This is a genomic window from Anaerococcus sp. Marseille-Q7828 (genome assembly GCF_949769285.1).
GTDB lineage: Bacteria > Bacillota > Clostridia > Tissierellales > Peptoniphilaceae > Anaerococcus.
The window spans coordinates 1306872-1327312 of the sequence record NZ_OX458331.1 but is presented as its reverse complement, the minus strand read 5'-3'; the positions used below and the strand labels follow the sequence as shown (position 1 = coordinate 1327312).

The following is a 20441-nucleotide window of genomic DNA, read 5'->3' as shown; positions in this document are numbered from 1 at the left end:
ATTATTTTACTTTTAGCCTTTCTTATTACAAGTTAGAAAATAAAGTATAATAGCAAGGAGGTGAAGAAATGAGCTATGACGGAATAGTTACTAGAAAAATAGTAAATGAACTAAAAACAACACTTTTAGGAGGTAAGATTCAAAAAATAACCCAACCTTCTAAAAATGATATAGTATTTAACGTTTATTCAATGGGTAAGGCTTATAAATTGTTGCTTAGTGCAAATAACAATGAAGCTAGAATCCATTTGACTAATAAAAAATATGAAAACCCTGATGTACCCCCAAATTTTACTATGGTACTTAGAAAACATATAAACCAAGGTAAGATTGTTGATATAACACAAAGAGGTTTGGATAGAGTAGTTATCTTCTCTATTAGTTCAATTGATGAAATGGGCTTTGATACATCCAAAAAATTAATTGTTGAAATTATGGGCAAACATTCAAATATCATTTTAACTGATGATGACTATAGGATAATTGATTCAATAAAAAGAGTTAATCTTTCTATGAGTCAGGTAAGACAATTATTACCAGGTTTAAAATATGAATTCATAGAAGATAGCAAACACGATATTAGTGTAGAAGATTATGATATTAAAACTTTGGATCAAAGGTTAGCGGATACTGCCGTTCCCTATAAAATTTTCTATCAAAATTACCAGGGTTTCTCCCCTATTATAGGAAAAGAATTAATCTATAGGGCTGGTATAGAACCAAATATAAAATGGGGATTAGTAAGTGAGGATGAGAAAGCTAGACTAAATGACCTATTATATGATTTAAAAGATAGAATTATAAATGATGATCTAGAATCCTACTCTTATGAAGAAGACGGAAAAGTCAAAGAATTTCATACAATAAAATTAAGCCATCTTGCCTACCAAGAAATTCAATACAATCTGATGAGCGAATCCATAGAACATTTTTATGAATATAACAAAACCAACGATAGGTTAAATCAGCTTAAAACAGACTATATTAAAAAAGTTGATTCTCATATAAAACAAACTGAAAAGAAAATCGACATATTGAATACGAATATATTAAACGAAGAAAAACTCGCTGATTTAAGGAAGAATGGAGATCTTCTATCTGCAAATGTTCATAGAATAAAAAAAGGTGATAAGGAAATAATCGTTTCTGACTTCTACGATGCTAATAAAGAAATCACAATCAACATAGATCCTCTAAAAACACCTTGGGAAAATGCTGAGAGTTTCTATAATAGAGCTAAAAAGATTAAAAATTCAGTTGACTACGCTAAAAAAGACTTACCTAAGCAAAAAAGTCATTTAGAATATCTACGACAACTAAAAGACTTTATATCAAGGACTAAAAGTATTGAAGATATTAATGATATTAGAGAAGAGATGGTAGAAAATGGTTTGATAAAAAAATCAACAAAGAAAAGAATGAAAAATTCAAAATCCAAACCATATCATTATAAGACTAACAATGGCTCAGATATATATGTAGGCAAAAACTCTAAACAAAATGATTACATCACACTGAAACTAGCTAACAAAAATGATCTTTGGTTCCACGTAAAAGATGTTCCTGGTAGCCATGTAATATTAAGATCAGATAATATAAATCAAGAAGATATAGAAATTGCTTCCTATCTTGCAGCTATAAACTCATCAATATCAAATGATAACAAAATAGATATAGATTATACTGAAAAGAAAAATGTCAACAAAGCCAAAGGAGCTGCCCCTGGCATGGTATATTATGAAGATTTTAAAACCATTACTGTCGACTCAAATATTAGTATGAAAGATAGATATAAAGAAATATAAAAAACCGGACCTTTATTTCAAGTTCCGGTTTGTTTTTTATATTTTTAGTTTACTGCTTCTTTTAATGTTTTACCTGCTTTGAAAACTGGTGCTTTAGAAGCTGGAATTTTAATAACTTCGTCAGGTTTTCTTGGGTTTCTTCCTTCACGAGCTTTTCTATCTCTTGTTTCGAATGTTCCAAAACCAACTAACTGAACTTTTTCGCCACTTGCTAATGTTTCAGTAATTGTTTCTATTAATGCGTTTAAAGCTTTTTCAGATTCACTTTTTTTAAGTCCACTTTTTTCTGAAATGCTTACTAATAATTCTGATTTATTCATATTTCCTCCTATAAATCAAATATATGATTCTGTTTAACTCTATACTTGATTATACAAAACAATTTGTCTTTTTTCAAGACTTATATTAGATAAAAAGCCTAATTTTAGTCTTTTTCGTCAAATTATTTAGATATTTTTCGTAACTTTCTTTCAAATATATTTCCTTAAGCTTGATTAATAATTCATTCTCGTTTTCATTATAAGAATTAATCATCAAAATCATAAACTTATCATCAAATTCAAATACATCACTTAGCTCATCTTTTTTGCTAACATTTGCTTTTTCTATTTTGGGATCATCTATATACACAAAATCCGATCTTATGACATCATAATTCTTAATAGGACTTTTGACATATTGGTAAAAGCCATCAGAAGATTTAATCTTCTCCCTAAATCTTTTTGCCTCATTCTCGTTATCAAAAACTAAGACATCATACTTATACATCCTATGGTATTTATCGTTTTTTTTGTAGTAGCTTAAGATTTCGCTGTCTTTTATTTTATTATGATTTATGAAATAATCATAGTGTTGTTTTCTTATAGAGTCTCTATATAAAACATCACTAAAGTCATTTTCACTTAAGTCTATGGCAGTAATATTAGCTTTTAATGAATCTTTTCCACCTAGCTGATCTTCTAGATCATTTCTTAATTCTGCTGCCTTTGAATCATCTACTTTAATATTATTTGCCTTTAGGTCATTTAGCATAAGTTGATCTTTTACCAAGGAATCAGTCAACTCTTCTTGTAGGACATCATTATTAGTCTTACCTTTAGCAACTTCGATATCCAAATAATCTTCGCCGTATTTTTTGGTATAAAACTTTTGATAATACTCAAGCTCTTTAGTAAATAATTCCTGGCTAATAGGAACATCTCCAACTAAGGCTATAGAATTTTTGTATTCCTTTTTATTATTACAAGAGCTTAAGCTTATTATAACAAGTAAAGCTAATAATAGCTTAGTTGTTTTTGTCTTCTTTATCTTTGTCTGCTTCATCAGATTCTTCAGTTTCTGCTTCTTCTTTAGAATCAGCATCTTCTTTAGTTTCAACTTCTGTTGTTGATTCTTTTTCTTCACTGTCAGCATTTTCTTCTTCTGTGCTGTTAGAATCTTCAGTAACTACATCTGCACCATCTCTTAATTCTTGAAGGTAATTTTTGTATTTTTCATTAGCTAATAAAGTCTTGATTTGTTCTTTTGAATCTTCTGCAGATTCTTTTACATCATTAACCTTAATAATGTGCCAACCAAATTGAGTTTGAACTGGATCACTTATTTCATCTTTCTTCATTGCAAAAGCTTTTTCTTCAAATTCTGCAACCATTTGTCCTTTTGCAAATTCTCCTAATTCTCCACCCTTGTCTTTGTTGGCAGTATCTTTAGAGTATTCGCCAGCTAATTTTGCAAAGTCTTCTCCATCGTCCAATTTTTGTTTTACTTCTTTAGCTGTTTCTTCATCTTCTACTAATATGTGAGATGCATCAACTTTCTTAAATTGGTCTTTGTTTTCTTCATAGTATTTGTTGATTTCATCTTCAGTTACTTCATGATTTTTGTCAAACCATTCTTTGTGTTTTTTATACATTAAATCTTTTTTGATGGTTTCCTTAAACATTTCTACATCCATGTTGTAGTCATCTAACATCTTGTCGAATGTTTCTTTGCCACCAAGTCTATCAACTTGTTGTAAAAATGCGTCTGAAACTTCTTTATCATCTACTTTTAAATCATTTTTTGCTGAATCATCAGCAATAAGTTTATCCTGAATCATCATTTGGATAACTGAATTTTTAAGTTGTTGTTGGCTTGCAAGAGTTGCCCCATAGAAAGAAATTTCTTTTTTATAGTCATCCTTGGTCAACTTTTCACCATTTACCATAGCAACGGTTTTATCATCTAATTGGGAATTAGACTCTTTTGCCGCTTTTTCTGTTGATTCTACTTTTGTGTCTTCTTTTTTATTTGCATCTTGATTGTTATTACAAGCTGCTAAAAACATTGAACTTGTTAATAAAAGTGCTACTAATTTACTTGTTTTTTTCATCATTACTCCTTGTATTATCAATTACTTGTAAAAGATTATAGGTATCAATTAATTTTGTTTTTGAAATTGGAATCTTAAAAGATGGTCTATCCGATAGATCCATTTGCATTTCACCCTTAAATGATGTGCTTATTTCCTTTAGTTCTTCCAAAGAAAAATCTTCTCTATTTTCAAAATATAAATTAACAAAACCTTTCAATTCTCTTATTTCCTTAAAGCCTATTTTTTCAGCTAAGGATTTAATAAGAGATACATACATTATATTATCCACCATTATTGGAATATCGCCATAAATATCTATCAAATCTTCGACCAAAATATTATAGTCATCGCTATCACTAATGCTTGCAATCCTTGTATACATTTCAATTTTTTGAGCTTCATCACTTATATATGAGTTTGGAATATAAGCATCGACTTTAATATCTATATATACATCAGATTTCTTTTTAATATCTACTTCTTTGCCCGATGCTTTTTCTACAGCTTCTTGTAAGAACTTAACATATAAATCATAACCAACTGCTTCAACATGGCCGCTTTGGCTTTCACCTAGGAGATTTCCAGCTCCTCTTAGTTCCAAGTCTTTCATAGCAATTTTGTAACCACTACCAAAATCAGAAAAGTCTCTAATGGATTTTAGCCTCTTTTCGCTAATTTCAGATAAAACTTTTCCCCTCCTATATGTAAAATAAGCATAGGAAGACCTATTACCTCTACCTATCCTACCCTTTAGCTGGTAAAGTTGGGAGAGCCCCATCATATCGGAATCATATACTATAAGGGTATTCACATTTGAAATATCCATCCCAGTTTCTATTATGGTTGTAGAAAGCAAAATATCAATATCCCCAATCACAAAATCATTCATTATATTTTCTATCTGTTTAGGGCTTAATTTGCCATGGATTATCTCTATCCTTGCATTTGGTACTAGTTCAGCTAGGTGATTGTACAATAAAGTTATATTATGAACTCTGTTATATACAAAATATACTTGACCATTTCTGTTTAGTTCTTTTTCTATGGCAGATTTAATAATATTTTCATCGTATTCAATGACATAGGTATTAACAGGAAGTCTTTCCTCAGGCGGCTCATCAAGTGTTGATAAGTCTCTAATACCCGCCAGAGACATTTGTAAGGTTCTTGGTATTGGTGTTGCTGATAGGGTTAAGACATCTAAGTTAGTTTTAAGTCCTTTTAACTTTTCCTTATCTTTAACACCAAATCTTTGCTCCTCATCAATTATTAATAAACCCAATTTTTTGAATGATACATCTTTTGATAAAATCCTATGAGTACCTATTACAAAGTCAACTTTGCCATTCTTTAGGTCCTTAACTGTCTGATCTTGTTCTTTCTTGCTATTAAACCTAGACAGTAGCCTTATATCCATAGGAAAATCTTTGAATCTATCCCTTGCCGTCTCATAATGTTGACTTGCAAGTATTGTGGTTGGAACAAGAAAAGCTACTTGATACCCGTCTACAATAGCCTTAAAGGCAGCTCTTAAGGCAACTTCTGTTTTTCCATAACCAACATCACCTGTCAATAGCCTATCCATTGGTTTATCAGTTTCCATATCGTCTTTTATCTCACGAATACTTCGTATTTGACTATAGGTTTCTTCGTAAGGAAAAGATTCTTCAAACTCATTTTGCCATGGTGTGTCTGATCCAAAGGCATGACCACGAATCTTTGATCTTTGTGCATAGAGTTTTACCAAGTCATCAGCTATTTCATCTACTACTTTTTTGGCTCTTTGCTTAGCCTTAGTCCAAGTAGGTGAGCCTAGTGTTGATAGTTTTGGCCTTTCTCCCTTGTTACCAATGTATTTGGAAACTAGATTCATTTGATCAATTGGGACATATACCTTGTCATTGCCCTTATAATTTATGACAATAAAGTCCTTTTGAATATTGTTAACTTCAATTTTTTCCAGGCCACTATAGATTCCAATACCATTATTCTCATGTACAACATAATCACCAATATCTAAATCAGAATAGTTTATGATATCTGATGAAGATAATTTGTTTTTAATCTTCTTGTGAGCTTTGTTCTTACCATGACCCTGTAGCTCTTTTTGAGTAAATACATATAGCTCAGCATTTGGTATATAATATCCTTCTTTGGCATATATATCAGATATACTTACTTGACTTGTATCTTTATATGAAGCATTGGATTTATTATTGTACTTGAAAACATCGTATAGCTTTTCTTTATTATCTTCATTTGACGTAAGAACATAAACTTTAGCCTTACTTTCTAAATTTTGTGTAAATTCAACAAAAGCATCGATATTTTTATTAAAATTTTCTGCTTCCATTGTCTTTAAATCCACTAAAAGCCTTGGGCTAAAAAGCTTTGATCTTTTTAATAAAGATGTGAGATTTACAATAGAAAATCTTTCAATTTTTTTGTATATGTCATTACTAGTTAGCAGTAAATCTTTAAAACTATTAAATACCTCACCCCTATCCCTTTGATAGGTAATATTTTCTATAAAACTAGTTTCATTGTTTTCCTCTGCTTGAGCTATTCTAGAAATATCATCAAATACAAAAACTGTATCTTCTGCTAAGTAATCTGTAAAAACTTCATAATTGCTTTTTCTGTAAGGATTTATCAAGTCCCAATTTGATACGTAGCGACTATTTGTAAGGTAATCTATTATTTGATTGTATTTATCAACTAACTTCTGGTCATTGCTATCATCTTGGCTAATATTATGAATCTCTTTTTTGATTTCAACTATTGCGGCATCAAAATCATTAACATCATATATAAGCTCATTTAAGGGAGAAATTGTAACTTCATCAATATTTTCAATGGTTCTTTGATTTTTTTCATCAAAAATTCTAATTGAATCAATCTCATCATCAAACAATTCTAGACGTATTGGGTGGTCATAATCTACTGGCCAAAAATCTATTATGGATCCACGTCTAGAAAATTCGCCCTTATTTTCAACTAAAGATGTAACTGTATAGTTTAAATCTGATAAAGTCTTAATAAGCTTTGCATCATCAATCACATCCTCGCTTGTTATATTAACAAAACTCTCATTAAATTTGTGTAAAGGCGTCAATTTATTTTTTATGGCATCAAGAGTAGTAACTGTAATGAATTTTTGTTTTTTTGCTTGTTTTATCAAAATTTGCATACGATCAGAGGTGATTTGATCATCAATTGATTTTATATTATAAAAATTAATATCATAGGCTGGATAATATAATCCAATATCTTCCAAGCTATTGATATCGGCTAAATATTCTTTAGCTCTTTTTTCATTCTCGGCTATTAAAACAATATTCTTATCTAAACTTGCAAAAAGAGATAAAACCAAATGTGCTTTTATCCCTTCTGTAAGTCCATGCATATATATTGGAGAGCTATTTCCTATATTTTCATTTACAGTTTTTATTTGTTCAAGATTAACTAATCTATTAATTAATGGATTCATTACAACTCTTCCAACAAATTTATTGAATTAAACTTGTTCATTGCTTTGTCAATGCCACTTTCAAGCAATGTTTCAATAGCTTCAGTTGCAAGTTTTATTTCTTCTCTTATTATCTCAACTTCTTTTTCGCTAAAACCACTTAATACAAAGTTAGCAAGATCCATATACTCTGGTTTTTTGCCTACTGCAACTTTTATCCTTGGAAAGGTATCATATTGTAATTGATAAATGATTGACTTCATACCATTATGAGTTCCTGCAGAACCTTTTTTCTTTATTCTTATTTTTCCGAAATCAATATCTATATCATCTACAATTACTATAAGCTCATCTTCCTCAAATTTATAAAAGTTCCTAAGCTCCCTTAAAGCTTCACCAGAATTGTTCATGTAAGTTTGTGGTTTTATGAGCATGACTTTTTGGCCAGAAATTTCTCCCTGGCCATATAGTGATTTAAATTTTGATTTTTTAACGTCAATATTGTGTTTATTGGCAAGGTAATCAATAATCAAAAATCCAATATTATGCCTGGTATTTTCGTATTGCCTACCTGGATTGCCAAGTCCTACTATAAAATACATCTATTCTCCATCATCAAAAAGACCACTTATTGATTCATAGGTGTTGATTCTATGAATTGCCTCAGCAAGTAATGGTCCAACTTCCAATTGTTTTATCTTATCAAGTTGTTTTTCCTTTGGAAGTTCAATTGTATTTGTTATAATAACCTCTTTTACAGAAGAATCAGAAAGTCTTTCTATTGCTTTTCCTGAAAATACTCCATGGGTTGCTGCTATATAAACGTCTTTTGCTCCATTTTCGATCAAATAGTTAGCAGCATTGGTGATAGTACCAGCAGTATCAACCATATCATCAACAAGTATGGCGTGTTTGCCTTTGAAATCGCCTATTACACTCATTACTTCTGATACATTTGGCATCGGACGTCTTTTTTCAATAATAGCTATTGGAAGTTTTAGATAATCTGAAAATTCACGAGCTCTTCTTACACCACCCAAGTCAGGGCTTACTACAACAAAGTCATCTGGTTTATCATACGCCATATCTGTAAAATAGCTTGATAGAAGTCTTATAGCTGAAAAGTGGTCTACTGGTATATCAAAATAACCTTGAATTTGTCCAGCATGCAAGTCCATTGTAATAATTCTATCAACTCCAGCTATTGTCAGTAGATTAGCAACAAGTTTTGCAGTTATTGGTTCACGACCTCTAGTCTTTCTATCTTGCCTAGCATAACCATAATATGGAATTATAGCATTGATATAACCTGCTGAAGCTCTTCTACAAGCATCTACCATAATTAGTAGTTCCATAAGATTATCATTAGTTGGATAAGATGTAGGTTGAACAATATACACATCTTTTCCCCTAATAGATTCATTGATTTTAATTTTTATTTCACCATCACTAAACTTTTCAATCTCGGATTCTCCTAGTTTAACACCCAACGCATCTGCAATGGATTGAGAAAGCTTTGGATTGGCATTTCCACTTAGTAATTTTAGTTCCCCTCTTTGGATGAATGATTGTGAATTTTTAGATGACATTATTTCTCCTTTGATTTTTCCATATCTCGTTGTCGTTTTTTATAAGTATAACCAGCAATATTTTTTTGTTCAGCTCGCTCTATAGATAACATACCCTCGCTAACATCTTTTGTAATTGTTGATCCCGCTGCAATATAAGCATCTTTTTTGATATTAACTGGAGCTACTATATTTGAATTTGAACCTATGAAGGCATCATCTTCCACTATAGATCTATGTTTGAACTTACCATCATAATTTACAAAAATAACTCCGCATCCTATGTTGATGCCACTACCAAGGTCGCTATCTCCAATATAAGCTAAGTGTCCAGCTTTTGTATTATCTCCAACATTTGAGTTTTTGACCTCAACAAAGTTACCAATGTGAACATTCTTGCCCAGATTAGCTTTTGGTCTTAAATGAGAGTAAGGACCTATATCAGTTCCTTCGGCAACACTTGAAGATTCTATAACAGAATTGTCAATTTTTACATCATTACTTATTTTTGAGTCTTCAATCCTTGTTGATCCTTCTATTATACAGTTTTCTCCAATGACTGTTTGTCCCAATAGTTTTACTGGACCAGAAATCACTGTATCTTGTCCAATTTTTACTAATGGATCTATGATAACCATATCTGGATTTTCAATTATAACTCCATTTATCATATGATTATCATTTACTCGTTTTTGTAGTATTTTACTTGCTTCAGCAAGCTCTTTTTTATTATTAATTCCATAAAATTCGCTAGGATCATGGGCTGTAAAGGCCATAACCTTTTCGCCTTGGTTATATAATATATCTATACAATCTGTAAGATATAGTTCATTTTGTTCATTATTTGATTCTAGACATGTCACAGAGTTTTTGAAGCATTTACCATTAAAAGCATATATTCCTGTATTTATTTCATCAATTGAATTTTGAGATAGGTCAAGATCTTTATGCTCAACTATGCCTATAAATTCCCCTTTTTCATCTCTGATGATTCTTCCATAGCCAATAGGATTAATTACTCTAGTAGATAATACAGAAGCGCAAGAATTTGCTTCTATGTGATTGTCCACAAATTCCTTTATGGAAGCTTTTGTAATTAGAGGTATGTCCCCGTTTAATACTAAAACTGTATCATCATCTTCGATTTCATTTATTGCAAGGGAGGCAGCATAGCCAGTTCCATAAGGGTAAGCTTCCCCTATTTTTTGTTCAACAATTATTTCATCCGTAAAAATTTCTTCTAAAGCATTTTTATTTTTGCCAGCAATGATAATAGTTTGAGATTCGTCTAATTTTGAAGAATCCACAACATATCTAATCATTTCTCTATTGAGTAATTTGTGTAAAACTTTGGATTTGTGTGACTTCATCCTAGTCCCTTCACCTGCTGCTAATATTATTGTTTTTATCATAAATTTCCTAAGCGATTTCTAATGCTAACTTCATCATATCTGTGTATGATTTTTCTCTATTTTCTGCACTATCTGCAACATTTTCTACTAATGAATCACTAATAGTAAATATACCTAGTGCCTTCTTGCCATATTTTCTTGCGGTCATATATAGGCCATATGATTCCATTTCAACGCATAAAACCCCGTATTTTTTTAGATTTTCAAATACACCTTCAGGTAGTTCATTATAGAATTGGTCTGAACTATGAACCTGTCCACAGTGGGTTGTGTAATTTAAATCTACTGACTTATTATAAGCTTCTAGCATTAAGTCAAAATCTGGGGTTGGTGAAAAGTTTATATTTGCAAATAGATTATCATTTATTGAGCTTTCTGAACAAGCACTTGTAGCTATTACTATATCGTGTAGCTTTATATTTTCTTGCATGGAACCAGCTGTACCAATCCTTATAATTGTGTCAACATCATATCCACCAAACAATTCATTGTAATAAATCATTGATGATGGGATTCCCATTCCAGAACCCATTACAGAAACTCTCTTTCCTTCATAATATCCAGTAAAACCAAGCATTCCACGGGTATTATTAAATTGAGTGACATCTTCTAAGAAATTTTCTGCAATATATTTTGCCCTGAGTGGATCTCCTGGCATTAATACTGTACTAGCAATTTCATCTGGACTTTTAGCCGAGATATGTGGTGTAGGTATATTCATTTAACTCTCCTTTTATAAACTTCATTAATTATATGATATCATTTTTGGATGATTTTTTAAATCTAACTTATTTATTAGATTCTAAATTAATTATTTTGTCAACCCTTTTTTGGTGGCGTCCACCTTCAAAATCTGTTTTAGCAAATTCCTCTACTATCATTTTTGCTGTTTCACTGCCAATAACTCTAGCTCCAATGCATAAACAATTTGCATTGTTGTGGGCCCTACTCATCCTTGCTGAATAGCATTCAGATACTGCTGCTGCTCTTATACCGGATATTTTGTTAGCTGATATACTCATTCCTATACCTGTTCCGCAGATTAATATGGCAAAATCAGCTTCTTTTTCTAGAACTTTTTGACAGGCAAGATTTGCAAAATCTGGATAATCAACACTTTCATTCTCAGTAGTTCCCACGTGAATAACTTCATGTCCAAGCGACTCTAATGTTTCTTTTACTACATCAACTAGATCTAGACCACCATGATCATTTCCAATTACATACTTCATATAATCCTCCGTCATAATTTTCTAATTTTATGTTAACACAGGTCAAAGTACTTTACAAGTAAATTAAAAAAGCATATGATATATGATATAAACCCAAAAGATAAACTAATTAGGAGATATAATGTTTGAATTTAATTTAAATGAACATGATTTTAAAAAGGTTCATTTTATTGGAATAGGCGGTATTTCGATGAGCGGTATCGCTTCTTTGTTGTTAAATAAAGGATATGAAGTGTCTGGTTCAGACAGGTCACTTACAGAAATTACTAAACATCTAAAAGATGAAGGAGCAGATATTTTTATTGGTCAAAGTAAGGATAACATAAAAAATCCTGATTTGGTCGTTTATACTGATGCAATTTTAGATGATAATGAAGAAATTATTGCAGCTAGAAAATTAGATATTCCGGTGGTTAGTAGAGGAGTTTTTCTAGGCGCTCTAATGAGAAACTATGAAAATTCAATAGCTGTTTCAGGGTCTCATGGAAAATCCACAGCTACCAGTATGATTTCAAAAATCCTACTAAATTCCAAAGAAGATGCTACTATTCTTCTCGGTGGAGAACTTGAAGAAATGAAGGGTAATGTTCACGTTGGTGAGCAAAAATATCTAGTAACAGAAGCTTGTGAATACAAGGGCAATATTAGATATTATTACCCACAAACTGTTATTGTCTTAAATATCGACGAAGATCATCTAGACTATTATAAAAATTTAGAGGATATAGTTGATACTTTTAAATGTTATTTGCAAAATCAAGACGAAAATTCTAAGACAATTCTAAATTTGAATGAGCCTAACAATAGATTGATAATTGATTCAGTTAAAGGTGAGCTAATAACCTATGCTCAAGAAAATTATGATGCAGATTACGTAGCCCATAACATTAAGTTTGATGAGATTGGTAGACCAAATTTTGATTTAAAGATGAAAAATGGCATGGTTGAACATTTTGAACTTGGAGTTATCGGTAGACATAATATAAATAATGCTATGGCTGCTATTATTTCAACATATGAAAACGGCATAGATCTAGAAACTATAAAAGAAAATATCAAAGAATATTCTGGCCTAAAAAGAAGAATGGAAATAATAGGACACGTTAATGATGCAACTATTATGACTGATTATGGTCACCACCCATCAGAAATAGAAGTAACCTTAGAAGCATTAAGAGAACATACTGACGGTAAGTTAGTTTGTGTGTGGCAACCACATACTTACAGTAGAACTAAAACATTGTTTAACGACTTTTTAAATTGTTTTGACGCTTGTGATGAAGTTATAATTACAGATATCTATGCAGCTAGAGAAAAGTTTGACCCAACAATCCATTCTAAAGATGTAGTTGATGCCTTAGTAAAAAAAGGAATTAACGCTAAATATATTGGAACTTTTGAAAAAGCAAGAGATTATATATACGATATAGTTTCTGATAAGGACTTAGTTATTACTACAGGTTGTGGTAATCCAGATGTCCTTGCTCATATGATTGTAGATGATCAAGTAAAAATTGGCGCATAAAAACAAAGGTGTTGTTGCATTTATATATTTGCAACGGCACCTTTTTTTAATAATCACTTATTAGATCTAATGATATAGCCATAGCTTCATTTATCTTTACCATGACATTGTTATCAAATGTTCCTATTTTTTCGCGTAACCTTCTCTTATCTATTGTTCTTAATTGCTCAAGAAGAGCTACACTATTTTTGGGCAGGCCAAATTCATTGCCCTTAATCTTCACATGAGTGGGAAGTTTTGCCTTATTTAGTTGACTAGTTATTGGAGCCACTATAATAGTTGGCGAATATTTATTGCCGACATCATTTTGTACGACAATTACAGGTCTTACTCCCCCCTGCTCGCTGCCAACCACGGGAGATAAATCTGCATAGAATAAATCTCCTCTTTTAATTTTCATAGATTTCTCCTAAATAATTAATCACATCTATTACTTTACCGTTTTTTATGTAGACACGTGGAATTCTCATACCTATGTCTGTCATTAATTCATAGCTTATGGTATTAATTTTATTAGCTTCTTCATAAATATCAGAATATACTATAACCTCATCATCAATATTTACGTCAAGAGCTGTAACATCAACCATTATTTGGTCCATACATACTCTACCTAGAACTCTGCAAAGCTTTCCCTTTATTAGAACTTCCCCTACATTGGAAAAAGCTCTCAAAAAACCATCAGCATATCCAATAGGAATTGTAGCAATTTGCATATTTTTTTCTGTTATATATGTACGACCATATGAAATTGGCATTCCTTTTTCTATATTCTTTACAAATGAAATATGTGTTTTGAATTCAAATGACTGATATAGTTTAACATTATTTTGCATTTCGATAGATGGATATAAGCCATATAAAGCCAACCCTACTCTCATCATATTACTTTGGCTTTTAATCTTTAGAGCTCCAGCACTATTTTCTATATGTATGTACTTAAAATCAAAATATTTACTGGTATTTGTTAAGATTCTTTCAAATCTTTCATTTTGTAATTTAGTAAATGTAAGATCTATTTCATCAGCTGTCGAATAATGGCTAAAAATGCCTATAATATTTAAGTTGTTTAGATTTTTCAAAGCTAAAATATCGTCAATCTGATTTTCTCTAAAACCCAATCGCCCGTGACCACTATCAATAGCTATATGTACATTCACTTTGTTGTTGATATTATCATTAATCTTTTTAGCATATGAAATGTCATATATTGGGATGTCTACATCATATTTTATGCATTCATCAACCTCATTGTAGGCTATATAACCTAAAAGCATGATCGGTTTTTTTATACCACTCTTTCTAAGGCAAATTGCCTCTTCCAATCTTGCCACTGCAAAATAGTCAACCTTGTCTTCAATTGATTGAGCTATAGGAACAAGTCCTAGACCATATGCATTCGCTTTGAGTACTGCACAAAATAGTTTGTTGGGTTTTAATGCTCTTATATTTTCTATATTTCTATCAATGTAATCTAAATTTACATTAAGATATGATTCCATACTAATTCCTTAATAATTTAAATGCATCAGGTAAATAATTTATAATATCGCTTGCAATAATAGATTCTTCTCCAAGATCGTCAGCTGCTAAATCTCCAGCTAAAGAATGGATATAGACTCCCAAAACTGCTGCCTCATAGGCATCTAGTCTTTTAAAAAGTGAAGATATTATTCCTGTCAAGACATCTCCACTTCCAGCTGTTGCCATACCAGAATTTCCAATTTTATTTATGTATAGTTTATCACCATCTGTTATAATTGTTTGGTTACTTTTTAGTACCAAAACTACGTTATAAGTTTTTGCAAAATTTTTAGCTAGATTTATTTTATCTTTTTTTATTTCATCAACCGAAAGTTTACTTAGTCTGGCAAATTCTCCCAGATGTGGTGTTAGTATCATTTCCCTGTTTGCGTTTAATATATTTAAATCTTTGCTAATGGCATTGATACCATCAGCATCAATAACAAATTTCTTATTGATATTATTGATAATTTCATCAATTAATCTATGTAAATCCTGAGCTTGACCCATACCAGGGCCAATGGCTAGAACATCCAAATTTTCACTAGCTGATAAGATCTGTTTTTTTACAGTATCGTCGTAGCAAAAACTATAGCAGCCTATTTGTTTTATTATCTGTTCATTGGATTTTATTGCAAGAATGTCTGCTATAGATTCTGGGGCAAGAATATAAGTTAAACCTGCACCCGATCTTAAAGTGGCAAGGCTAGCCATGTAGATAGATCCTGCCATACCAGGACTTCCACCTAATAATCCAATTCTACCATATGTACCTTTGTGACTATCAGATTTTCTTTTTGGTAAAATATTTTTAACTTCTTGATCTATTATATGAATATTGTGCATGTTAGTAGAACAAACGCCAATGGCATATGAACCATCATGGCTTATGGAAACATCTGCCATGGATTTTTGTCCGTTGATATAGGCAATAGGCTTTGATTTTTCATATACTATCTCAATTTTCTTTCTTAAAATATAGTATAGATTGAAGCCAAATGCCTTAATAACAGCTTCTTTTGCCGCAAAAATTCCAGCCAAAGATTCACTTGTATTTACTTTACTTTCTGCATGAGAAATTTCATTTTCAGTAAAAATCTTTCGGATATTGCTTTTCGACGAAAATTTGTCGATATCAACTAAATCCACTCCAATCATATTAATTCCTTAGATAAACTCTTTGCTTTTGATTTAATATGTTCCTCATCAAGATATACAAAGTTACCATTATCTAAGACTAAGTCTCCATCAATAAATACGTACTTGATATCATCTTCATAAGTTGAGTAGCAAACGGAGCTAAGTATATCATTATTTGGTAAGTGATTAATATTATCTAGATTAATCAAAATTAAATCAGCCTTCTTACCTTTTTCTATACTAGCTATTTGGTCAAAAAGTCCCAAGGCTTTTCCACCATTAACAGTAGCCATCTTTAATATATCGAATGCTTTCAAAGCATCTGGAGAATGGTATTTTGCTAAAAGAGCAGCCATTTCTATTTCTCTAAGCATTGATTGCTTGTTGTTACTTGCTGCTGAATCTGTGCCTAAACACACATTTATTCCAGCATCCATCAATCTATTAACATCTAGTATACCTGAAGATAATTTTAGATTGCTTGTAGGATTATGAACTATAGAAACATTTTTTTCACTTAAGATTTTTAGATCATCATCGCTTAGATATACACCATGTGCTGCTATAGTTCTATTATCGAAAATTCCACATTCATCGAATACTTCTGTTGGACTTTGACCATATTTTTTCATGCACTGGTCATTTTCAAATTTAGTTTCTGATAAGTGGATGTGAATAGGCATTTTATATTCTCTCGCAATACTTGCTATTTTTTTCAAATAATCCTTATCGATTGTATATACAGCATGAGGTCCTAGGGCAATATCTATTCTATCATCTTTCCCATCATAATTTTTAAACAAGTTGATATTTTCATTAATTCTATAATCACCTGAATCTGGTGAAGATAGGCCCCTTGAGATTTGTGCCCTCAATTTGCCTATTTCCAAGGCTTTGATAGTTGCCTCTTCAAAAAAGTACATATCAGCAAAACTTGTTGTACCAGATTTAATCATTTCAGCAAAAGATAAAATAGATGCATTGTAAACAATCTCATCGTTTAACTTCTCTTCAACGGGAAATATATAATCATTTAGCCAAGTCATCAAAGTAGTATCATTGCCATAATTTCTAAAATAACTCATGGCAACATGGGTATGGCAGTTGACAAAGCCTGGCATAGTTAGAAAGTTTGTACCATCAATAACTTTATCAGCCTTAAAGTTCTCAAGATACCCTACTTCTAGTATTTTATCATCTTCAATATAAATATCTCCATTGATAATATCAGGACTAAGCATATCTAGGATTGATGTATTTTTGATAAGTGTTTTCATATTCCAAAAAAGGAGTGTAATCCACTCCTATTCTCCTATTTTTTCCTTAAGTAATGCATTTATTTCAACAGGATTTCCCTTACCCTTAGTCTTCTTCATAGCTTGACCTACTAAGAAACCAAAAGCTCTATCTTTACCATTTTTGATATCCTCGATAGATTCTGGATTTTCTGCTAAGACTTCATCTACCACTTCTTCTAGGAAATTGCTATCAGATATTTGTAGTAAATTTCTATCCTCAGCTAATTTTTCTGGATCTTCATTTGATTCAAAGATTTCTCTTAAAAGTTTCTTTGCTACGTTATTATTAACTTTATTATCCTTAGCAAGGTTTATTAGTTTGGCAAAGTTTTCAATAGATAGATTCATTTGATCAGCTGAAATCTCACTTTCATTGAGTCTTCTTGATAATTCTGTAAGTATCCAGTTTGCAACAACCTTTGGATCTTTTACAATTTCATTAGTTTCTTCAAATAAATTAGCAAGGTTTCTATCATTTGCTAAAAGATTAGCATCATATTCACTTAGGGAATATTCCTCTGTGTATTTTTTTTCTTTTTTGCTAGGAAGCTCTGGTAGATTATTTTTAAGATTGTCTATGAAAATGTCTTCAAGTTTTATTTCAGGTATGTCCCCATCTACAGAGAATCTATAATCATTTCCAAGAAGCTTATCACGCATATGGATGGTTTGAAGCTTTTCATCATCCCAACGTCTAGTTTCCTTTATTCCACTTTCCCCATTTGCTAGAAGCTCTCTATGACGTTCTTCTTCAAAAGCTAGTGCGTTTTCTATAGCCTTAATAGAGTTCATATTCTTGATTTCAGAAATAGCTGTCTTTTTGCCAGTTTCTTCATCAACCATATTGATATTAACGTCTACACGCATAGAACCTTGAGCCATGATACAGTCGGATATTTCTAAAAATTTCAAAGTTGAGGCTAGGGTCTCTACGAATTCACGAGCTTCATCTGGTGAATTTATGTCTGGTTTTGTTACTATTTCAATCAATGGCACACCAGCTCTGTTATAATCCATAAGAGCTCTATTTTCCTCATCGTGATTAGACTTACCGGTATCTTCTTCCATATGGATTTCTATAAGACCGATTTTTTTACCATTTTTAAGCTCTATATAACCATTTGTAGCAAATGGCTTGTCAAATTGTGTTATTTGATATCCCTTTGTTAAGTCTGGATAGAAATATTTTTTTCTATCCATTTTTTGATCTTTGGCTATATCACAATTAAAAGCAAGACCAGCTGTTATAGCAAGTTCAACTGCTTTTTTATTGACAACTGGAAGAGCCCCTGGATGACCTAGGCATACTGGGCATACATGAGTATTTGGTACTGCTCCAAATTCATTTTTACAGGAGCAAAACATTTTTGTATTTGTAGCTAATTCTACGTGGATTTCTAGTCCTATTATTGTTTTTGTAGTCATTATTCCTCCTCTAAAAATCTTTGTGCAGCATTGATTATATTATTATCATCAAATCTATCGCCTATAAATTGGATAGATCCAGAAAGTCCATCTCTTACTGGTACTGATATTCCGCACATTCCAGCTAAGTTTACTATTACATTAAAACCATCAGCTCTAAAATCACTGAGTGGATCGTCATTATTTTCGCAGATTTTTGGTGGTAGATTAGTTGTTGTTGGAGTGACTATCAAATCTACTTCTTTGAAATACTCTTCAAGTTCTTCTTTTATCAATGTTCTAAGTTGTAGACCTTTTTTATAGACTTTTTGACCATCGTTGGCAGATAGATACATAGTACCTAGGGCAATTCTTCTTTGGACTTCTTCTCCTAAGCCTTCAGATCTTGATTTTACAAAAAGTTCATTTACATCCTTATAGTCCTTAGTTTGATGACCAAATCTAACCCCGTCAAATCTGCTCATATTAGATGAAACTTCACAACTCATTACAATATTATAAACAGGATTTGCGAACTTAGCATATTTTAATTCTATTTCAATTAATTCCGCTCCAAGTTCTTTGAGTCTATCTAGGGCATTGTGGTAGTCTTCTTTTACTGCATCATCAATCCCATGGTAAAGATTGCTTTCTGTAGAGATATATCCAATTTTTTTGCCTTTAAAATCATAGCTTTCTTTTTGGTAATCATATGGTTCTAGTATAGAAGTCATATCATTTTTATCAGCAGATGAAGATACACTAGCTAGAGTCCTTAAATCATCTATGTTTTTTGCAAATAGAGAAACTTGATCTAAAGTATTTGACATGGATACCACCCCATATCTACTCATTAACGAGTAGGTTGGTTTGTATCCGATAATATTTGTATATGATGCAGGTCCTCTTACTGATCCACCTGTATCTGTTCCAACTGATACCAAAACATCATCACTTGATACGGATACAGCTGATCCTGATGAAGATCCGCCTGATATTCTTTCAGTATCTAGATTGTTTTGTACATGACCAAAATACGATGTTTTTGAGCTTGCACCCATAGCAAATTCATCCATATTAGTTTTTGCTATTATGATAGCATCTTCATCCAAAAGATTATCTATGACTGTGGCATTATATATTGGTGTGAAATCTTCTAGCATTTTAGATCCACAGGTCATTTTCATATTTTTATAGGAAATATTATCTTTAATAGTGATTGGTAAACCAAATAGCTTACCAAGTTCTTCACCGTTTTTTAGTTTTTCTTCTAAATACTCAGCTCTTTTTATGCTATCTTCTTCATCATAAGAAATATATGCATTATATTTATTATCTTTAATTTTATCTAAAGTTTCTTTTGTATATTGGCTTACTGAAATTTCACCAGATTTAAACTTATTTACTAAATTTTCTATATTCATCATATCCACTATAACTTCCAATCCAATCTAAAATATCCAAATTCTTTGTCACCAGCATTTTTGAGAGCATCTTCTCTTGAAGTTTCTTCAAAAACTTCATCCTCTCTAAATACTGCTTTATGGTTATAAATACTTTCTGTCATAGGAACACCTTCAGTATCTACATCAAAAATTCCCTCAATAAAATCTAATACCTGATTGAATTTTTCAGTCATAAGCTCCAAATCCTTACCTTCTAGGCTCAGATTGGAAAGATTATAAATCTTTTCAACTTCCTTTGTATCCAT

Annotated in this window: 18 protein-coding genes; 2 read left to right on the top strand and 16 right to left on the bottom strand. The window is 31.4% G+C overall.

Annotated elements, in window-relative coordinates; genetic code table 11:
• Nucleotides 1–68: 68 nt before the first annotated feature.
• Nucleotides 69–1805: an NFACT RNA binding domain-containing protein gene (locus tag QNH69_RS06265; protein ID WP_282929656.1), complete on the top strand. Its 1737-nt coding sequence runs from the start codon at nucleotides 69–71 to the stop codon at nucleotides 1803–1805.
• A 44-nt stretch (nucleotides 1806–1849) separates the two neighbouring features.
• On the opposite strand, the gene QNH69_RS06260 is transcribed toward QNH69_RS06265, so the two are convergent.
• The 9 genes from QNH69_RS06260 to rpiB form a co-directional block, all read right to left on the bottom strand.
• Nucleotides 1850–2125: an HU family DNA-binding protein gene (locus QNH69_RS06260; protein ID WP_044566195.1), complete on the bottom strand. Its 276-nt coding sequence runs from the start codon at nucleotides 2123–2125 to the stop codon at nucleotides 1850–1852.
• 85 nt (nucleotides 2126–2210) lie between these two features.
• Nucleotides 2211–3128: a SurA N-terminal domain-containing protein gene (locus QNH69_RS06255; protein WP_282929655.1), complete on the bottom strand. Its 918-nt coding sequence runs from the start codon at nucleotides 3126–3128 to the stop codon at nucleotides 2211–2213.
• Entirely contained in the window at nucleotides 3091–4176 is a 1086-nt protein-coding gene (locus QNH69_RS06250; protein WP_282929654.1) for a peptidylprolyl isomerase, read from the bottom strand. The genes QNH69_RS06255 and QNH69_RS06250 overlap by 38 nt, the downstream gene beginning before the upstream one ends.
• Nucleotides 4160–7648, bottom strand: a complete 3489-nt coding sequence (mfd, locus tag QNH69_RS06245) for a transcription-repair coupling factor (RefSeq protein WP_282929653.1) — start codon at nucleotides 7646–7648, stop codon at nucleotides 4160–4162. Before mfd ends, QNH69_RS06250 begins: the two co-directional genes overlap by 17 nt.
• Nucleotides 7648–8229 (bottom strand): aminoacyl-tRNA hydrolase, encoded by a 582-nt coding sequence (pth, locus tag QNH69_RS06240; RefSeq protein WP_282929652.1) that lies wholly within the window; start codon nucleotides 8227–8229, stop codon nucleotides 7648–7650. Before pth ends, mfd begins: the two co-directional genes overlap by 1 nt.
• Nucleotides 8230–9216: a ribose-phosphate pyrophosphokinase gene (locus tag QNH69_RS06235; protein ID WP_282929651.1), complete on the bottom strand. Its 987-nt coding sequence runs from the start codon at nucleotides 9214–9216 to the stop codon at nucleotides 8230–8232. It lies immediately after the preceding gene.
• A complete protein-coding gene (gene glmU, locus QNH69_RS06230; protein WP_282929650.1) occupies nucleotides 9216–10607 on the bottom strand; it encodes a bifunctional UDP-N-acetylglucosamine diphosphorylase/glucosamine-1-phosphate N-acetyltransferase GlmU in 1392 nt (463 codons plus the stop codon). The genes QNH69_RS06235 and glmU overlap by 1 nt, the downstream gene beginning before the upstream one ends.
• Nucleotides 10608–10614: 7 nt before the next feature.
• Nucleotides 10615–11328 (bottom strand): purine-nucleoside phosphorylase, encoded by a 714-nt coding sequence (deoD, locus tag QNH69_RS06225; RefSeq protein ID WP_282929649.1) that lies wholly within the window; start codon nucleotides 11326–11328, stop codon nucleotides 10615–10617.
• 67 nt (nucleotides 11329–11395) lie between these two features.
• Complete coding sequence (gene rpiB, locus QNH69_RS06220) at nucleotides 11396–11839, bottom strand: ribose 5-phosphate isomerase B (protein ID WP_282929648.1); 444 nt, start codon at nucleotides 11837–11839, stop codon at nucleotides 11396–11398.
• A gap of 121 nt (nucleotides 11840–11960) precedes the next feature.
• Between rpiB and murC the strand changes: the two genes are divergently transcribed.
• Nucleotides 11961–13364, top strand: a complete 1404-nt coding sequence (gene murC / locus QNH69_RS06215) for a UDP-N-acetylmuramate--L-alanine ligase (protein ID WP_282929647.1) — start codon at nucleotides 11961–11963, stop codon at nucleotides 13362–13364.
• 46 nt (nucleotides 13365–13410) lie between these two features.
• Here the strand turns inward: murC and QNH69_RS06210 are convergent, their stop codons facing one another.
• From QNH69_RS06210 to gatC, 7 genes are read right to left on the bottom strand one after another with little or no spacing between them, the layout of a single operon-like run.
• Entirely contained in the window at nucleotides 13411–13764 is a 354-nt protein-coding gene (locus tag QNH69_RS06210) for a type II toxin-antitoxin system PemK/MazF family toxin (protein WP_282929646.1), read from the bottom strand.
• The gene (gene alr / locus QNH69_RS06205; protein ID WP_282929645.1) at nucleotides 13754–14866 is read right to left on the bottom strand and encodes an alanine racemase; all 1113 of its coding nucleotides are present in this window, start codon (nucleotides 14864–14866) and stop codon (nucleotides 13754–13756) included. Before alr ends, QNH69_RS06210 begins: the two co-directional genes overlap by 11 nt.
• 1 nt (nucleotide 14867) lies before the next feature.
• The gene (locus tag QNH69_RS06200) at nucleotides 14868–16046 is read right to left on the bottom strand and encodes an NAD(P)H-hydrate dehydratase (protein WP_282929644.1); all 1179 of its coding nucleotides are present in this window, start codon (nucleotides 16044–16046) and stop codon (nucleotides 14868–14870) included.
• Nucleotides 16043–17305 (bottom strand): amidohydrolase, encoded by a 1263-nt coding sequence (locus QNH69_RS06195; protein ID WP_282929643.1) that lies wholly within the window; start codon nucleotides 17303–17305, stop codon nucleotides 16043–16045. Before QNH69_RS06195 ends, QNH69_RS06200 begins: the two co-directional genes overlap by 4 nt.
• 27 nt (nucleotides 17306–17332) lie before the next feature.
• Entirely contained in the window at nucleotides 17333–18751 is a 1419-nt protein-coding gene (gene gatB, locus QNH69_RS06190; RefSeq protein ID WP_282929642.1) for an Asp-tRNA(Asn)/Glu-tRNA(Gln) amidotransferase subunit GatB, read from the bottom strand.
• Nucleotides 18751–20154 carry an amidase family protein gene (locus tag QNH69_RS06185; protein WP_282929641.1) on the bottom strand — a complete coding sequence of 468 codons (1404 nt, stop codon included), beginning with the start codon at nucleotides 20152–20154 and terminating at the stop codon, nucleotides 18751–18753. Before QNH69_RS06185 ends, gatB begins: the two co-directional genes overlap by 1 nt.
• 8 nt (nucleotides 20155–20162) lie before the next feature.
• A complete protein-coding gene (gene gatC / locus QNH69_RS06180) occupies nucleotides 20163–20441 on the bottom strand; it encodes an Asp-tRNA(Asn)/Glu-tRNA(Gln) amidotransferase subunit GatC (RefSeq protein WP_282929640.1) in 279 nt (92 codons plus the stop codon).

What these genes read in the sequence shown, in the direction of transcription:
- QNH69_RS06265 (WP_282929656.1), top strand. Translation starts at nt 69, where the DNA reads ATGAGCTATGACGGAATAGTTACTAGAAAAATAGTAAATGAACTAAAA.
- QNH69_RS06260 (WP_044566195.1), bottom strand. Translation starts at nt 2,125, where the DNA reads ATGAATAAATCAGAATTATTAGTAAGCATTTCAGAAAAAAGTGGACTT.
- QNH69_RS06255 (WP_282929655.1), bottom strand. Translation starts at nt 3,128, where the DNA reads ATGAAGCAGACAAAGATAAAGAAGACAAAAACAACTAAGCTATTATTA.
- QNH69_RS06250 (WP_282929654.1), bottom strand. Translation starts at nt 4,176, where the DNA reads ATGAAAAAAACAAGTAAATTAGTAGCACTTTTATTAACAAGTTCAATG.
- mfd (WP_282929653.1), bottom strand. Translation starts at nt 7,648, where the DNA reads ATGAATCCATTAATTAATAGATTAGTTAATCTTGAACAAATAAAAACT.
- pth (WP_282929652.1), bottom strand. Translation starts at nt 8,229, where the DNA reads ATGTATTTTATAGTAGGACTTGGCAATCCAGGTAGGCAATACGAAAAT.
- QNH69_RS06235 (WP_282929651.1), bottom strand. Translation starts at nt 9,216, where the DNA reads ATGTCATCTAAAAATTCACAATCATTCATCCAAAGAGGGGAACTAAAA.
- glmU (WP_282929650.1), bottom strand. Translation starts at nt 10,607, where the DNA reads ATGATAAAAACAATAATATTAGCAGCAGGTGAAGGGACTAGGATGAAG.
- deoD (WP_282929649.1), bottom strand. Translation starts at nt 11,328, where the DNA reads ATGAATATACCTACACCACATATCTCGGCTAAAAGTCCAGATGAAATT.
- rpiB (WP_282929648.1), bottom strand. Translation starts at nt 11,839, where the DNA reads ATGAAGTATGTAATTGGAAATGATCATGGTGGTCTAGATCTAGTTGAT.
- murC (WP_282929647.1), top strand. Translation starts at nt 11,961, where the DNA reads ATGTTTGAATTTAATTTAAATGAACATGATTTTAAAAAGGTTCATTTT.
- QNH69_RS06210 (WP_282929646.1), bottom strand. Translation starts at nt 13,764, where the DNA reads ATGAAAATTAAAAGAGGAGATTTATTCTATGCAGATTTATCTCCCGTG.
- alr (WP_282929645.1), bottom strand. Translation starts at nt 14,866, where the DNA reads ATGGAATCATATCTTAATGTAAATTTAGATTACATTGATAGAAATATA.
- QNH69_RS06200 (WP_282929644.1), bottom strand. Translation starts at nt 16,046, where the DNA reads ATGATTGGAGTGGATTTAGTTGATATCGACAAATTTTCGTCGAAAAGC.
- QNH69_RS06195 (WP_282929643.1), bottom strand. Translation starts at nt 17,305, where the DNA reads ATGAAAACACTTATCAAAAATACATCAATCCTAGATATGCTTAGTCCT.
- gatB (WP_282929642.1), bottom strand. Translation starts at nt 18,751, where the DNA reads ATGACTACAAAAACAATAATAGGACTAGAAATCCACGTAGAATTAGCT.
- QNH69_RS06185 (WP_282929641.1), bottom strand. Translation starts at nt 20,154, where the DNA reads ATGAATATAGAAAATTTAGTAAATAAGTTTAAATCTGGTGAAATTTCA.
- gatC (WP_282929640.1), bottom strand. Translation starts at nt 20,441, where the DNA reads ATGGATACAAAGGAAGTTGAAAAGATTTATAATCTTTCCAATCTGAGC.